We start from the raw sequence: 14,089 nt of genomic DNA on the forward strand, positions 1-14,089 counted from the left end.
AGTCTACCGGGGCTCAAGGGAGGATCGCCATGGACACGCTGCCGCTCGTTACCCCGGAACAGGTCGGACTTTCCGCAGCGCGGCTCGACCGCGTGCGCACCTGGATGAATGGATGGGTCGACAGCGGAAAGCTGGCCGGCATGGTCACGTGCGTCATGCGCAAGGGCGAACTCGCCTTCGCCGAGGTCGCGGGCAAGTCGGACCTGGCCCGCAACACGCCGATGCGCGCCGACACGATCTTCCGCATCTATTCGATGACCAAGCCGCTCACCTCGACGGCCATCATGATGCTCTACGAAGAGGGCAAGTTTCAGCTCGACGACCCGATCTCGAAGTTCATCCCCGCCTTCGCCAACCCGCGCGTGATGTCGGGCGGCAGCCGCGGCAAGATCGAAACCGTGCCGGCCGAGCGCGAGATCAACTTCCGCGACCTGCTCACCCACACGTCGGGCCTGACCTACGGCTTCATGGAGAGCAATCCGGTCGATGCCGCCTATCGCGCCAAGCAGGACGGGGTCGATTTCCAGACGGCCGACACCAGCCTGAAGCAGGTGGTCGAGCGGCTGGCCCAGCTGCCGCTGATCGCGCAGCCGGGCAAGGCGTGGAACTACTCGGTCTCCACCGACGTGCTGGGCTATCTGGTCGAGGTGATCTCCGGCCAGCCCTTCGAGAAGTACCTGAAGGAGAAGGTCATCGATCCGCTCGGCATGGTCGATACCGACTTCCATGTCCCGGCGTCCAAGCACGATCGCTTTGCCGCCAACTACGCCGCCGGCCCCGGCGGCAGGCTCGACCTGATCGACGATCCGGCCAAGAGCCGCTACCTCGCGCCGCGCAAGGTCAACTCGGGCGGCGGCGGGCTGGTCTCGACGGCCTCCGACTATCTGCGTTTCTGCAAGTTCATGCTGAACGAGGGCGAACTCGACGGCGTGCGTTTGCTGGGCCGCAAGACGGTCGAGCTGATGACCATGAATCACCTCAACGGCGACATGGCCGACATGGGCACACCGCGCTTCTCGGAATCGACCTACACCGGGATCGGCTTCGGGCTCGGCTTCTCCGTGATGCTCGACCCGGCCAAGGCCTACATTGCCGGCACGCCCGGCGAATATGCCTGGGGCGGCGCCGCCTCCACCGCCTTCTGGATCGATCCGGTCGAGGACATGGCCGTGGTGCTGCTGACGCAGCTCATGCCCTCCTCGACCTATCCGATCCGCCGCGAGCTGCGCGTGCTCACCTACCAGGCGATCATCGACTGAGGGCTGAAACCATGCGTAACACCGGCAGCATAGAAGTCCGCAAGCTCCATCCGCTGTTCGGCGCGGAGATCACCGGCATCGACATCACGCGTCCGCTCTCGGCGCGCGAGTTCGGGCCGATCCGCGCCGCCTTCGAGGAGCATTCCGTGCTCCTGTTCCGCGACCAGGCGATGGACGACGACACGCAGATCGCCTTCAGCGAGAATTTCGGCCCGCTCGAGACGACGCTCAGCGCCAATCCCGCCGCCGGCACCAAGTTCGCGCGGCAGTCCAACCTCGACATCATGACCGGCGAGCCGATCCCGCCGGACGACATGCGCATGATCTACCAGAAGGCCAACTACTTCTGGCACTCGGACTCGTCCTTCAAGCGCATCCCGTCGCTGTGCTCGATCCTGACGGCGCGGATCTGCCCGCCCGAAGGCGGCAACACGGAATTCCTGAACATGCGCGCGGCCTGGGATGCGCTGCCGCCGGCCCTGCAGGCGACGATACATCCGCTGGTCGCGGAACATGCGCTCGCGCACTCACGCGACCGGGTGCAGAAGGGCATCCTGAGCGCCAAGTCCCTGTCGGAACTGCCGCCGGTCAAGCAGCGCATGTTCCGCGACAACCCGATCAACGGCCGTCGCGCGCTCTATATCGGCGCCCATGCCGGCCGCATTCTCGACTGGCCCGAACCGATGTCGAAGGCGATCCTGTGGGAGCTGGCGCAACGCGCCGAGCAGCCGGAATTCATGATGTCCCATGCCTGGCGCGAGGGCGATGTGATCGTCTGGGACAATCGCGCCGTCCTGCATCGCGCCACCTACTACGATGCGACCAAGCACAAGCGTCTGATGCAGCGCACGACCATTGGCGGCGACGAACTGACGGTCCCGCAGTAACAGATGGCCGAACCCGCTTCAGCTGGTCCGCTCCCCGACGGCATGCCGTCGGGGCCACGGCGCCTCGCCGCCGTGGCGACCATCACCATCGGCCTGTCGATGGCGGTGCTCAGCAATTCGATGACCAATCTCGCCCTGCCCTACATCGCGAACGACCTCGCGATCACGGCGGAAAGCTCGATCTGGATCGTCAACGCCTACCAGATCGCCCTGATGATCATGCTGCTGCCGATTGCGGCGCTGGGCGACATCGTGGGCTACCGCACCGTCTATCGCTGGGGCCTGGTCGTCTTCTCGCTGGCCTCGATCGGCTGCGTTCTGGCGCCCTCGCTCGCCTGGCTGATCGGTGCGCGGACGCTGCAGGGGCTGGGCGGTGCCGCCATCATGGCCATCCAGCCCGCCCTGGTGCGCTCGATCTATCCGCGCGCCGCGCTCGGCCGGGGATTGGGCTTCAACACGACCGTCGTGGCGACCTCGCTGGCCGCGGGACCCAGCCTCGGGGCCGCCCTCCTCGCGATCACGAGCTGGCCGATCCTGTTCGCCGTCTACATCCCGCTGGGCGTGATCTCCTTCTTGCTTGCCGCCCGCTACCTGCCGGTGACGACCCATGCCAAGCGCCCGTTCGACGTGCTGTCGGCGGTCCTGTCCGGAGGCATGTTCGGCCTGCTAATCTTCGGCATCGACGGCGTCGGCCATGGCCATCCCCTGCCGGTGATTCTCGCGGAGCTGGTCGGCTCGGCCCTGCTCTGCACGCTCTTCGTCTGGCGCCAGCGCAGTCTCGCCGACCCGATGATGCCGATCGACGTCTTCGCCCGGCCGATCTTCTCGCTCTCCATATCGGCCTCGACCTGCACCTTCGCGGCACAGGGCCTCGCCTTCGTCAGCCTGCCCTTCTTCTTCCACACCGTGCTCGGGCGCGACGCGACCGCGACGGGGCTGTTGCTGACGGCATGGCCGCTGGCGCTGGCGGCCGTGGCGCCGATCGCCGGCCGGCTGGCAGACCGCCACCATGCCGGCGCGCTCGGTGCGATCGGCCTCACCTGCATGGCCTCGGGTCTGATCCTGACCGCGCTGCTGCCGCCGGACCCTTCCGCCGCCAACATCATGTGGCGGCTGGTCCTGTGCGGCGCCGGCTTCGGCATCTTCGCCTCGCCCAACAACCGGCTGATGATGAACGCCGTACCGCGCGACCGCAGCGGCAGCGCCGGTGGCATCATCGCCTCGGCCCGGACGCTCGGTCAGACGATGGGCGCCGCGCTGGTCTCCCTGGTCTTCGGCCTGTTCGATTTCTCGGGCGGGGGTGCCGCCGATGCGGCACGGGCCGCCATCTGGCTGGCCGCCGGCTTTGCCCTCACCGCGCTGATCGTGAGCAGCCTGCGCCTACGGCACTGACGCCGCGTGCATCTCGCGGAACAGCGAGGGCGCCATGCCGAAACGGCGCTCGAATGCCTGGCCCAGCCGCGCCGAGGAGCGCAGGCCGACCCGGCCCGCGATCGTCTTGAGCGGCAGGCCCTTGGCCAGCAGGGTACGCGCCGCATCGAGCCGCAGCCCTTCGACGAAATGTGCCGGCGTCTTGCTGGTGGCCTCGACGAACTTGCGATAGAAGCTTCTTTCCGAGAGTCCGGCGCGAGCGGCCAACGCCGGAACGTCGAGCGGCTCCCCAAGATGGGCCTGCATCCACTCGATCAGGCGCGCAAACGGCGCGTCGGCCTCGGTCTGCACCTGCAGGAGCGGGCTGAACTGCGACTGGTAGCCGGGCCGCCGTGCGTAGAGCACGAAGTGCCGCGCGATCAGATTGGCCGTCTCCGCGCCGAGATCGGCTTCGACCAGCGCCAGCGCCATGTCGATGCCGGTCGTCACGCCGGCCGAGGTCCACACCTTACCGTCGACGATATAGAGCGCCTCGGCATCCACGGTCAGCGCGGGGAACTTCTCGGCGAGCCGCCGGCAGCTCGCCCAGTGCGTCGCCACCCGTTTGCCGTCGAGCAATCCGGCGGCCGCCAGCACGAAGGCGCCGGTGCAGACCGAGCCGAAGCGACGCGTCTGCGGCGCCACCCTGAGCAACCAGCGCCGCACATCCTCGCGCGCCATCACCGCCTTGAGCCCCCGCGATCCGCCCGCGACCAGCAGCGTGTCGTAGCGCCCGCCAAAGCGGCGGCTCACCAGCGATACGCCGCAATTCGAAGCGACCGCGCCGCCGTCCGGTGAGACGATTTCCACCTCATAGACAGGACGCTCACGCCCCTCGTTGGCTGCCCCGAACACGGCGGCGGGACCGGTCACGTCGAGCAGCTGGCAGCCCTCATAGGCCAGGAGGGCGATGCGGTGCGGCTTGGGCATTGGCAGAAATTACACACTCTTTGTCATTTCTGCCAGCGGGTCGAAGCGGATATACACGCACATTGTCATCCCGAGCCAGCGAGGGACCTTCACTACTACCGTGCAAAGGTCCCTCGCTGCGCTCGGGATGACACCTCTTTTGAACTCGTGAAAAGGAATTCCCATGGCAGACACGGTTCACATCGGCATCCTGCTCTTTCCAGATGTCACGCAGCTCGACGCGACCGGCCCCGCCCAGGTCCTGTGCCGCGTACCCAACGCCAAGCTTCACATGATCTGGAAGACGCTCGATCCCGTGCGGACCGATTCCGGCTTCTCGATCGTGCCGACGACCACCTTCGCCGACTGCCCGCAGCTCGACGTGATCTGCGTGCCGGGTGGCGGCGGACAGGTCGCGCTGATGACCGACGAGGAAACACTCGCCTTCCTGCGCAAGCAGGCAGAGGGCGCGCGCTACGTCACTTCGGTCTGCACCGGCTCGCTGGTGCTCGGCGCCGCGGGCCTCCTGAAGGGCTACAAGTCCGCCTGCCACTGGTCGTCGCGCGAGTTCCTGCCGGCCTTCGGCGCCATCCCCGTGGCCGAGCGCGTGGTGCGCGACCGCAATCGCGTATCGGGCGGCGGCGTCACGGCCGGTATCGACTTCGGCCTCACGCTGGTGGCCGAACTGGCCGGCGACGAGGTCGCCAAGACCATTCAGCTGACGCTCGAATACGATCCGCAGCCGCCGTTCGATTCCGGCAGTCCCGAGAAGGCCGGTCCCGAGCGCGTGCAGCGATTGAAGGAACGCATCCACGGCATGCTGCAGAAGCGGCAGCAGGCAAACGATGAGGCTGCGGCCAAGCTCGCTTGAACAAGCCATTGTTCAGGGAAAGGGCCGTCCCTTGCACCGCCACTGAGCCAGACCTAGGTTTGGACGGTGAACAAGCTCGAACTGAAGGTCCCGCCGCCAGCCGCCGCTTTGCTCGCAGCCCTTGCCATGTGGTTGGTAGCCTACGGCTTGGACGGCCTCTCGTTCGCGTTGCCGGAGCGGCAGGTGGTCTCGATCGTGCTGGCCGCTTCGGGAATCGCAATTTCCGCGGCCGGCACCTGGTCGTTCTGGCGCGCCCGAACGACCGTCAACCCGACCAGACCCGAAGCCGCCTCGTCGCTCGTCGCGACAGGAGTCTTTCACTTCACTCGAAATCCGATGTATCTCGGCCTCTTCCTCGTTCTGGCAGGATGGGCCGCCTATCTGGCGAACGCAGCTGCCCTGCCGGGCCCGCTGCTGTTCGCTCTTTACGTCACCCGCTTCCAGATCTTGCCCGAAGAGCGAGCGCTCACCACCAGGTTCGGCGCGGAGTTCGACGCCTACAAGCTCCGGACCCGGCGCTGGATCTGATGCGCGAGAAGGTATTGAAGATGCCGGCAACCAACCCGCTGCCGACGGCAGCGAAGGTCGCGTGGAAGATTGCCTGATCGAGCATCAGCCCTCTCCCACGAGGCGCTGCAGCACGGCGTCGAGCGTCACCATGCCTCGACGAAAGTCGCCACCCGCCGGAAACTCCAGGCGTCCGGCATCGATCGCCTCATCGAGATCCGCGAGCTTCGCCGCATAGTCGGCGCCGAGGCCCGCCGCCACCAGCGCGACCACCGACTGTTCGCGCGACGACGGCACCGCGGTCACCGGTTTGTCCAGCAGACGCGACAGGACCGCCGCCGCATCGAGCGCCGAATAGGGCGCCGGCCCCGCGAGATCGACGATGCGCGTCCCCGGTCGGGGCTCGAGCAGTAGCTCCGCCGCGACACGGCCGACATCCAGCGCCGACACCGCCTCGTGGCGTTTGTCGAGCGCGGCCTTGCCTGTGGGCAGCACGCCCGCTTCGCGGGCCACCGGCAGCATGCCCGCCCAGTTCTCCAGGAATTCGCGCGGCCGCAGGAACACCAGGGAGGGCGCGACGTCGGCAAGGGCCGTTTCGAAGTCATGCAGGACCTGCACGATGCCGTTGCCCTCGCTGAGATGCGCGCCGACCGACGAGAGCGCCACGACGTGCGGCACCTCTGCCGCTCGCACGGCGGCGGCGATCGACCGGGCGATAACACGCGATTCGGCCAGCACGTTCCGAGCCTGGTACGGCGGGACCAGCATCACGAAGGTGGCCTGCGCGCCCGCGAAGGCCGCGGCGAGGCTCTCCGTTTGCGACGCGTCGCCACGCAGGGTCTCGACGCCGAGCCCTTGCGCGCGCACTGGATCGCGGGCCACCGCGCGTAACGCGATGCCGCGTTGCTTCAGGGCTTCGAGCGCTGCGCCACCGACCTGACCGGTGGCTCCCATGATGACGAACATTGCGACCTCCAGGGTTGTGAGGCCGCACCTAGCATTGCGGTACGCTTCTCATAAGTACGCACATTTTTTATACTAGGTATCAGTCATGGATACGGAAGGTGTGCGCGATGGCTGAGACGAAGGCTCCCTGGTGCCCCGTTACGGCGACGGTCGAGGTGATCGGCGGGCGCTGGAAGCCCACGATTCTTTTCCAACTGAAGGACCGGCCGCGGCGCTTCAACGAGCTCAGGCGCCTCGTTCCGGGTATCACGCAGCGCATGCTGACCCTGCAGCTGCGCGCGCTGGAGCAGGACGGAATCGTGTCGCGCAAAGTGCACGACACCATCCCGCCTCATGTCGAATACTCGTTCACAAAAAAAGGATTGAGCCTCGGCCCCATCCTCGATGCGATGGAGGAATGGGGCGATGCGAATCGTCCGCGCAAGCGCGGACGGGCCGAGGCGCGCTAGTTGGCGCCGGCCGTCGCGCTTTCGATGGTGATGGCCTTGCCGGCCGCCATGTCGAACTTGAGACGACGGACATAGTCGAGGTCGCGGCCGGTGACGCGCACGAAGCGGCTGCCGTCGGGATAGTCGATGGCGTGGATCGCCCCGACATCGTAGACGCCGGCACGGCCGGGTTCGAGGCGATAGGCCTTCACCTGCTCGAGCTTGGCGTCGCCGGCGTCGTTGCCGCCATCGACGCGCTTGTACTCGCTCATGTCGGTGTACTTCACCGCCTGGCCATAGACGGCCCACGAGGCGCCGTGATCGTGCGGCGGGCTCTTGTGCGGCTTGGGATTGCAATGCGCCAGCACGACGAAGCCGAGGTCCTTATCCTCATAGAGCTTGCGCGTACCGATCGGCGCGGCCGGGCCGACTGCCTCATCGACGAAGGACGGGTTGGACAGCAGCTTCTCCAGCAGCACGCGAACCTGCTCGCGGCCAGCAGATCCTTCATGCGTCTTGAGCGCAACCTGTGCGTCCTTGACGAACGCATCGAGCGTGTAGGTCATGCGGCAGCTCCTCCAAGCCAATGGCAGGCGGAAATGATCCGCCTGCCTGCCTCTTCCTGTCAACGTCCGCCGAAGATGCGGCGGGCGATCACCATGCGGTGGACCTCAGACGGTCCCTCGTAGACCCGCATGGTGCGGACCTTCTGCGCCATGATCGACAGCGGCAGCTCCTGCGTCACGCCCATGGCGCCGAACGCCTGCTGGGCATGGTCGATCACCTCGCTGGCCATCTCGGTCGCATAGACCTTGATCATCGAGGCCTCCATTCGCACGTCCCGGCCTTCGTCCTGCTTCACCGCGGCATCCATCACCATCAGGCGGCAGGCATGCAGCTTCATCGCCGCATCGGCCACCCACCACTGGACGGCCTGGCGGTCGGAAAGCTTCTCGCCGAAGGTGACACGCTGGCTGGCATGCTCGACCAGCATGTCGAGCGCGCGCTGGGCCATGCCGACGCACCACGAGCCCATCTGCAGGCGGCGAATCGTGAGGCGCATCTGCATGGGCGCGAAGCCCGCACCGATGCGGCCCAGCACCTGCGTCTCGGGGACACGGCAATCCTCGAACACGACCTCGTAGGTGCGTTGGCCGGCCAGCATCGGGATGGCGCGGGCAACGACGAGACCGGGCGTGCCCTTGTCGATCAGGAAGGCGGTGATGCCGCCGCGGGCGCCGAGATTGGGGTCGGTCACCGCCATGGCGATGGTGAAATCGGCCTTGGCGATGCGGCTGATCCAGATCTTGCGACCGTTGATCACCCAGTCGGTGCCGTCCTTGACCGCCCGGGTCTTCATGCCCGCCGGGTCGCCGCCCGCGCCGGGCTCGGAAATGGCGATCGCCGAGCTGGTCTCGCCAGCGGCGTAGGGCTCGAGGTACTTCTTGCGCTGCTCAGGGCTCGCGGTCGCCAGCAGCATGTGCAGGTTGGGCGAGTCGGGCGGAAAGGTGAAGGGCACGCAGGTGTAGCCCAGCTCCTCGTTGACGCCGACCAGCGCCACGGCCGGAAGATTGGCACCGCCGGCTTCCTCCGGCACGTCGAGCGCCCACAGGCCGAGATCCTTGCACTGCTTGAAGAGCTTGGCGTTCTCGTCATCGGACAGCGACGCCTGCTGGCCCGTGGCGAAACGCTCGAGCACGTTCTTCTCGAGCGGCATGAGCTCGTTGCGCACGAACTTCTTCACGAGATCGCGCAACATCTGATGTTCTTCGTTGACCTGATACATGTCCATTCCTCCTGACTAGATTACGTCGGCTTTCCGATACCCTTGTTGACGAAGTCGAGCGTGTAGGCCCGGGCCACATCCAGCCCCCTCGGCAACACGTCGACATCGGTCATCGATTGATAGAATCCCTGCCAGCGCGCATCCGTCATGGCGCCGATTCCGCCCTGCAATGCATCCCCCGACATTACGATGCCACGCTCGTTCATCACCTTGATCGCATACTCGATACGATCGTCCGTCTGTTCCGGATTGGCCTTCTTGATGAGCGCATTGGCAGCCTCGATTGCCGGCCCGCCCTCGAGATACTGCGCCCAGCCCTGGAGCGTGGCATCGACGAAGCGCTGGATGAGGTCGCGCTTCTCGGCTGCCAGCTTGCGCGAGATGGCGATGGTGGTCTGGTAGGCACTGAAGCCTGCATCGGCGATCAACAGGTACGGCGGCATGCGCCCGATGGCCTTCGAGATCGAATAGGGCTCCGAGGAGATGAAGCCCTGCTGCACGACGTTCTTGTCCGCGAGATAGGGCGCCATGTTGAACGTGTAGGACCGGAGCTGGTCGTCGCGCAGCCCGAACTTCTTTCGGAGATACGGCCAGTAGGTGACGCGTCCGCCGTTCCCGATGAGCAAGGTACGCCCCTTCAGATCCTCGAAGCCGTCGAAGCCGGTGTCGGGATGGCCGATCAGGACCTGCGGATCCTTCTGGAAGATCGAGGCGATGGTGAAGAAGGGCGCATCCTCACGCACATAGGTGCAAGCCTCGAAGCTGTTCGACATGGTCATGTCGACGCGACCGGCGAGCAGGAGCTGGCTGATGTTCAGACTTGGTCCGCCTTGGCGGATGTCGCACTCGATGCCGGCCTTGCGATAGAGGCCGGCGGCGACCGACTGGTAGTAGCCGCCATGCTCGGCCTGGGCGCGCCAGTCGGTCTGGAAGACGATCTTGTCGAGCGTCTGCGCGCGGGCCGGCCGCGCCAGTGGCAACAACAGCGGCCCGGCAGCGAGGCCAAGGGCAGTCCGGCGATTGAGGCGATAGGCTGTCATGGCACCAGCCTCTCGCCACGGCGATCGAAGGTGAGCGCCACCAGTTCGCGAATCGCAACGTTGGAATCGCCCAGCGCCTGAACCGACGGCAGCCAGACGTCCCACCACACGGTCGCATCGTCGGGCAGACTCCAGTCGACGCCGAAGATCGCGAAGTCGAGGCCGCCCTGCGCCGCAAGCTTGGCCACGCGCGGTACGTGATAGGCCGACGTGACGATCGCGACCCGCGCGCCCTTCACGATGTCGCGCACGTTGCGGATGTTCTCGATCGTGTTCAGCGCCTTGCCCTCGGAAACGATCGCATTGTCGGGAACACCCAGGTCGAGCAGGAAGCGCCGCATGGCCTCGGCCTCGGTGGTGGCGGGGCCGCCTTTTTGTTCGATGAACGATCCGCCGCTCACGATGATCTTCGGCGCAGCGCCCGCATGATACAGTCGCGCCGCAAGCCAGATGCGGTCGGACCCGTCGGTGAGTTCGGGTTCCTTGGTGTACGGCGGCGAGGCGGCCTTGATGCCGCCGCCCAGCACGACGATGGCCTCGTAGCAGCAGGGCTGATTGCCAGCGACGAGGGTGCGAGCCTTGGCTTCAAGGTGTCCCATCAGCATCCCCGACACCGGCGAAAAAGACAGGATGAGTGTCTGGAAGATCGCGAGTCCCAGGATCGCGGCCGCGACACGACGCAAGCCCATCGCACGCATCGTCAGCCACAGCACGACGCCGACCGCCAGCGAAGCCGGCGGCACCATCATGTTGGCGAGGATCTTCAGGAGGACGAAAGTGTTCATGCCGGCTCGTATCGCGTTCCGGCTATACTAGAACAAGGCGCAGCAGGCTCGCTCAAACGAGCGCCATGATCGCCCTGCGATGACAGGAGCTCACGCGCAAAAAGAAGGGCGGGTCCAGCCTGCGCCGGAACCCGCCCAATCTTGACTCGTAGAGAACGAGTTAGATCGCGTCCTTGAGATCCTTCGCGACTCGGAAGGCAACCTTCTTCGACGCCTTGATCTTGATCGCTTCGCCGGTCGCCGGGTTGCGGCCCATGCGCGCCGGACGGGCGCGGACCTGCAGGATGCCGAGGCCGGTGATGCGGACCTTGGCGCCCTTCTTGAGGTGACGAACGACCAGGCCGACGAACTCGTCGAGAGCGCCGCTCGCGTCCTTCTTGGTCATGCCCGTCTTTTCGGCCAGCTCAGCTGCGACCTTCGAAAGCGGAATGGTGGGAACGGTAGTGGGTTTGGTAGCCATGTTGAGGGGGTCCCTTACATTTCTTGGTTTCGCCAACGTCTCCTGACGCCCCAGGGCACCGTTGACGGCGCCAAGGTTATCCACGAATCGATCCCCCGCAAGTCCGGAATGCACGGAAAATGTCGATTTTTGGGGCTTTTTGGGCCATCAAAGCCAGTCATCCACAGATTGCAGAGAGCATTAAGCGTGTCGAGTCCCGCCCTGATCCCGACTTTCAGCACCGCCGTGAACACGTGGCAGTGCGACGAGAACGACCACCTGAACGTCCAATTCTACACCGAGTTCGCCCATGAGGCCTCGGCCAGCCTGTTGGCGAGCCTGGGCTTCGGACCACGCGCGCAGCGTGCGGTCGGGGCCCTGACACGCGCGGTCGACGATCATGTCCGCTACGTTCGCGAGTTCCGCGTGGTCGAGCCGGTCGAGGTCCACTCCGCGCCGGTCGAGGTCGGCGAGCGCGAGATCGTCGCCTATCACGAAGTCCGCAATCCCGCGAAGGGCGAGGTCGCCGCCACGATCCGTCGCACCATCACCTGCGACCGTCCGTGGCCCGCCGAGTTCCGCGCGCGCGCCGAAGCTGCGTGCATCGCCCTGCCCGACACAGCGCGGCCGCGCAGCGTCGGCAAGCTCTCTCTGCCCGACCTGACGCTCGCCGAATCAGCATCGGTCGGCCTGATCGAGGTCGGCCGAACGCAGATCACGCCCGACGAATGCGACGAGCGCGGCGAATTGCTTCCGCGTCACCAGTTCGGCCGCTATTCCGACGGGGCGCCGGTCCTGTGGAACCATCTGGGCTTCGACCGCGCCGCCATGCAGGAGCGCGAGGAAGGTTCGGTCGTGGTCGAGATGCTGAACCACTATCGCCGGCCGTTGCAGGCTGGAGACCTTGCCGTGGTAATGAGCGGACTGGCGAGCTTCTCCGACAAGGTCCTCGTCTTCACCCACTTCCTGTTCGAGGCCGAGAGCGGCACGCTTGCTGCTTGTGCCGAGGCGGTGGGCATGAAGTTCGACCAGAAGGTCCGCAAGATCATGACCTTCACGCCCGAGGATCGCGCCCGGCTGGAAGCCTGCCGGCTCAAGCTATGAGGAGACGGTGATGGACGAGAAGACGAAAACGGCCGCCGGCATCGCCGCCGGCCTGCAGGGCATGACCTACGACGACAAGCGGCTCGCCGAGTTGGCGGCCGAGGTCGAGATCCTGAACGATGCCGTCCGCAAGGCCGCCGCCCAGCGCCTCACCTTCGACGACGATCCGGCCGCATTTGCCAGCGTCATGGCGAAGGCAGCCCGCACATGAGTCCCGCGACAAGGAACGACGATCTCGCCCTCGAGGATCTGACGGCGATCGCCGACGCGATCGCAGAGGGGCGCATCACCTCGGTCGAAGCGACCGAAGCCTGCCTCGCCCGCATCGAGACCTGGCAGCCGCGCACCAACGCCTTCCTCCGCGTCTACCGGGAAAAGGCCTTGGCGCAGGCGAAGGCGATGGATGCCGAACTCGCCGCCGGCAGGAGTCGCGGGAAGCTGCATGGCGTGCCGATGGCGCACAAGGACATGTACTACCGCAAGGGCGAGGTCTCGACCGGCGGCAGTGCGATTCGTCGCGACTGGACGGCACCCGCGACGGCGACGGTGCTGGGCAAGCTCGATGCAGCTGGCGTGGTCGAACTGGGATTCCTCAACATGGCGGAATTCGCCGCCGGCCCGACCGGACACAACGTTCATCACGGTCATTGCCGCAACCCGTGGGACCAGATGCGCGTGACCGGCGGAAGTTCCAGCGGCTCGGGCGCCTCGGTGGCTGCCCGCATGGTCTACGGCGCGCTGGGTTCAGATACCGGCGGTTCGATACGACTGCCGGCGGCCGCGTGCGGCGTGGTCGGCATGAAGGCGACCTACGGCCGCGTCAGCCGCGCCGGCGCCGTCGCGCGTTCGTGGAGCCTCGATCATGTCGGCCCTCTGTCCCGCACGGTGCGCGACAATGCCCGCATGCTGGGCGTCATCGCCGGCCACGATCCCGACGACTCGACAACCAGCGAGAAGCCTGTGCCCGACTACGAAGCGCTGCTCGACGGTGGCGTCGCCGGGCTACGCATCGGGCTTGCTCTGCCGAAGGAAGGACTTGCGCCCCTGGACGCAAAGATTGGCGCGGCAATCCAGGCCGCCGCCGACGCGCTGGGCCGACTCGGCGCCAAGGTCTCGACCGTCACGCTGCCGGACTTCACAGCGCTCTATCGCGCGGCCGAGGTCATGGTGAAATGCGAGGCGGCCGCCATGCACCGGCCATGGATGGAGAAGACGCCGGAGCTCTACGCCAACCAGGTGCGCACGCGCATGGAGGCGGGCTTCTTCATCCCGGCGACGCAGTATATCGACGCGCTGCGGCTGCGCGCGCATTTCGTGACGGAGTTCCTGTCGACGGCGATGGACGGGGTCGACGCTGTGCTGCTGCCGGCGATCCCCTTCCCTTTGCCCACGATCGAGGAGACCGATACGGAGTCCAAGGGCGGTCCGGCTGTCCTGAAGATGGTGGCGGGCTTCACCGGTCTCACCCGGCCGTTCAACACGCTGGGCATTCCCGCCCTGTCGGTGCCGTGCGGCTTCGACGTCAATGGCGCACCGATCGGAATGCAACTGGTCGGCCGGCCGTTCGACGAGGCGATGCTCTACCGGATCGGTCACGCCTATCAGGGCGCGACCGACTTTCACAAGCGCGTGCCGGTCTAGCTGGGGACGCGCGCCTCCAGTCGCGCGTTCAAGAAGAGAAGACGCGCCACTTCAGCG

The 14,089-nt window shown here is 66.3% G+C and carries 16 protein-coding genes; 9 read left to right on the forward strand and 7 right to left on the reverse strand.

Annotated elements, in window-relative coordinates:
• Window positions 1-29: 29 nt before the first annotated feature.
• The 3 genes from ACQY78_RS10900 to ACQY78_RS10910 are packed head-to-tail and all read left to right on the forward strand — an operon-like array spanning window position 30 to window position 3,538.
• The gene (locus ACQY78_RS10900) at window positions 30-1,259 is read left to right on the forward strand and encodes a serine hydrolase domain-containing protein (protein WP_428685486.1); all 1,230 of its coding nucleotides are present in this window, start codon (window positions 30-32) and stop codon (window positions 1,257-1,259) included.
• Between the two features lie 11 nt (window positions 1,260-1,270).
• On the forward strand, window positions 1,271-2,146 hold the full coding sequence (locus ACQY78_RS10905) for a TauD/TfdA dioxygenase family protein (protein WP_428685488.1): 876 nt from the start codon (window positions 1,271-1,273) through the stop codon (window positions 2,144-2,146).
• Window positions 2,147-2,149: 3 nt separating this feature from the next.
• Window positions 2,150-3,538 carry an MFS transporter gene (locus tag ACQY78_RS10910; protein ID WP_428685490.1) on the forward strand — a complete coding sequence of 463 codons (1,389 nt, stop codon included), beginning with the start codon at window positions 2,150-2,152 and terminating at the stop codon, window positions 3,536-3,538.
• Here the strand turns inward: ACQY78_RS10910 and ACQY78_RS10915 are convergent.
• Window positions 3,527-4,486 carry a GlxA family transcriptional regulator gene (locus ACQY78_RS10915; protein WP_428685492.1) on the reverse strand — a complete coding sequence of 320 codons (960 nt, stop codon included), beginning with the start codon at window positions 4,484-4,486 and terminating at the stop codon, window positions 3,527-3,529. The genes ACQY78_RS10910 and ACQY78_RS10915 overlap by 12 nt on opposite strands.
• A gap of 163 nt (window positions 4,487-4,649) precedes the next feature.
• On the opposite strand from ACQY78_RS10915, the gene ACQY78_RS10920 reads away from it, so the two are divergent.
• On the forward strand, window positions 4,650-5,336 hold the full coding sequence (locus ACQY78_RS10920) for a DJ-1/PfpI family protein (RefSeq protein ID WP_428685494.1): 687 nt from the start codon (window positions 4,650-4,652) through the stop codon (window positions 5,334-5,336).
• A 66-nt stretch (window positions 5,337-5,402) separates the two neighbouring features.
• Window positions 5,403-5,864, forward strand: a complete 462-nt coding sequence (locus tag ACQY78_RS10925; RefSeq protein ID WP_428685496.1) for a methyltransferase family protein — start codon at window positions 5,403-5,405, stop codon at window positions 5,862-5,864.
• Between the two features lie 84 nt (window positions 5,865-5,948).
• Here ACQY78_RS10925 and ACQY78_RS10930 read toward each other — a convergent pair whose 3' ends face one another.
• Window positions 5,949-6,809, reverse strand: a complete 861-nt coding sequence (locus tag ACQY78_RS10930) for an NAD(P)H-binding protein (protein WP_428685498.1) — start codon at window positions 6,807-6,809, stop codon at window positions 5,949-5,951.
• Window positions 6,810-6,916: 107 nt separating this feature from the next.
• Between ACQY78_RS10930 and ACQY78_RS10935 the strand changes: the two genes are divergently transcribed.
• Window positions 6,917-7,258 carry a winged helix-turn-helix transcriptional regulator gene (locus tag ACQY78_RS10935; RefSeq protein ID WP_428685500.1) on the forward strand — a complete coding sequence of 114 codons (342 nt, stop codon included), beginning with the start codon at window positions 6,917-6,919 and terminating at the stop codon, window positions 7,256-7,258.
• Here ACQY78_RS10935 and ACQY78_RS10940 read toward each other — a convergent pair.
• The 5 genes from ACQY78_RS10940 to ACQY78_RS10960 form a co-directional block, all read right to left on the reverse strand.
• A complete protein-coding gene (locus ACQY78_RS10940; RefSeq protein ID WP_428685502.1) occupies window positions 7,255-7,803 on the reverse strand; it encodes a hypothetical protein in 549 nt (182 codons plus the stop codon). The genes ACQY78_RS10935 and ACQY78_RS10940 overlap by 4 nt on opposite strands.
• A gap of 59 nt (window positions 7,804-7,862) precedes the next feature.
• Entirely contained in the window at window positions 7,863-9,023 is a 1,161-nt protein-coding gene (locus ACQY78_RS10945) for an acyl-CoA dehydrogenase family protein (RefSeq protein WP_425067545.1), read from the reverse strand.
• A 20-nt stretch (window positions 9,024-9,043) separates the two neighbouring features.
• Window positions 9,044-10,063, reverse strand: a complete 1,020-nt coding sequence (locus ACQY78_RS10950; protein WP_428685504.1) for an ABC transporter substrate-binding protein — start codon at window positions 10,061-10,063, stop codon at window positions 9,044-9,046.
• Window positions 10,060-10,848 carry a YdcF family protein gene (locus tag ACQY78_RS10955; RefSeq protein ID WP_428685506.1) on the reverse strand — a complete coding sequence of 263 codons (789 nt, stop codon included), beginning with the start codon at window positions 10,846-10,848 and terminating at the stop codon, window positions 10,060-10,062. Before ACQY78_RS10955 ends, ACQY78_RS10950 begins: the two co-directional genes overlap by 4 nt.
• Window positions 10,849-11,008: 160 nt before the next feature.
• Window positions 11,009-11,308: an HU family DNA-binding protein gene (locus ACQY78_RS10960; protein WP_298309615.1), complete on the reverse strand. Its 300-nt coding sequence runs from the start codon at window positions 11,306-11,308 to the stop codon at window positions 11,009-11,011.
• Between the two features lie 186 nt (window positions 11,309-11,494).
• Between ACQY78_RS10960 and ACQY78_RS10965 the strand changes: the two genes are divergently transcribed.
• From ACQY78_RS10965 to ACQY78_RS10975, 3 genes are read left to right on the forward strand one after another with little or no spacing between them, the layout of a single operon-like run.
• Window positions 11,495-12,391 carry an acyl-CoA thioesterase gene (locus ACQY78_RS10965; protein ID WP_428685508.1) on the forward strand — a complete coding sequence of 299 codons (897 nt, stop codon included), beginning with the start codon at window positions 11,495-11,497 and terminating at the stop codon, window positions 12,389-12,391.
• Between the two features lie 10 nt (window positions 12,392-12,401).
• The gene (locus ACQY78_RS10970) at window positions 12,402-12,602 is read left to right on the forward strand and encodes a hypothetical protein (protein ID WP_428685510.1); all 201 of its coding nucleotides are present in this window, start codon (window positions 12,402-12,404) and stop codon (window positions 12,600-12,602) included.
• On the forward strand, window positions 12,599-14,032 hold the full coding sequence (locus tag ACQY78_RS10975) for an amidase (RefSeq protein WP_428685512.1): 1,434 nt from the start codon (window positions 12,599-12,601) through the stop codon (window positions 14,030-14,032). The genes ACQY78_RS10970 and ACQY78_RS10975 overlap by 4 nt, the downstream gene beginning before the upstream one ends.
• The last annotated feature ends 57 nt before the right edge of the window (window positions 14,033-14,089 follow it).

It is taken from the genome of Reyranella sp. (assembly GCF_965279625.1).
In the GTDB taxonomy this organism is placed as follows: Bacteria; Pseudomonadota; Alphaproteobacteria; order Reyranellales; family Reyranellaceae; genus Reyranella.

Coding starts and splice junctions, on each gene's coding strand:
- ACQY78_RS10900 (WP_428685486.1), top strand. CDS start 30: ATGGACACGCTGCCGCTCGTTACCCCGGAACAGGTCGGACTTTCCGCA.
- ACQY78_RS10905 (WP_428685488.1), top strand. CDS start 1,271: ATGCGTAACACCGGCAGCATAGAAGTCCGCAAGCTCCATCCGCTGTTC.
- ACQY78_RS10910 (WP_428685490.1), top strand. CDS start 2,150: ATGGCCGAACCCGCTTCAGCTGGTCCGCTCCCCGACGGCATGCCGTCG.
- ACQY78_RS10915 (WP_428685492.1), bottom strand. CDS start 4,486: ATGCCCAAGCCGCACCGCATCGCCCTCCTGGCCTATGAGGGCTGCCAG.
- ACQY78_RS10920 (WP_428685494.1), top strand. CDS start 4,650: ATGGCAGACACGGTTCACATCGGCATCCTGCTCTTTCCAGATGTCACG.
- ACQY78_RS10930 (WP_428685498.1), bottom strand. CDS start 6,809: ATGTTCGTCATCATGGGAGCCACCGGTCAGGTCGGTGGCGCAGCGCTC.
- ACQY78_RS10935 (WP_428685500.1), top strand. CDS start 6,917: ATGGCTGAGACGAAGGCTCCCTGGTGCCCCGTTACGGCGACGGTCGAG.
- ACQY78_RS10940 (WP_428685502.1), bottom strand. CDS start 7,803: ATGACCTACACGCTCGATGCGTTCGTCAAGGACGCACAGGTTGCGCTC.
- ACQY78_RS10945 (WP_425067545.1), bottom strand. CDS start 9,023: ATGTATCAGGTCAACGAAGAACATCAGATGTTGCGCGATCTCGTGAAG.
- ACQY78_RS10950 (WP_428685504.1), bottom strand. CDS start 10,063: ATGACAGCCTATCGCCTCAATCGCCGGACTGCCCTTGGCCTCGCTGCC.
- ACQY78_RS10955 (WP_428685506.1), bottom strand. CDS start 10,848: ATGAACACTTTCGTCCTCCTGAAGATCCTCGCCAACATGATGGTGCCG.
- ACQY78_RS10960 (WP_298309615.1), bottom strand. CDS start 11,308: ATGGCTACCAAACCCACTACCGTTCCCACCATTCCGCTTTCGAAGGTC.
- ACQY78_RS10970 (WP_428685510.1), top strand. CDS start 12,402: ATGGACGAGAAGACGAAAACGGCCGCCGGCATCGCCGCCGGCCTGCAG.
- ACQY78_RS10975 (WP_428685512.1), top strand. CDS start 12,599: ATGAGTCCCGCGACAAGGAACGACGATCTCGCCCTCGAGGATCTGACG.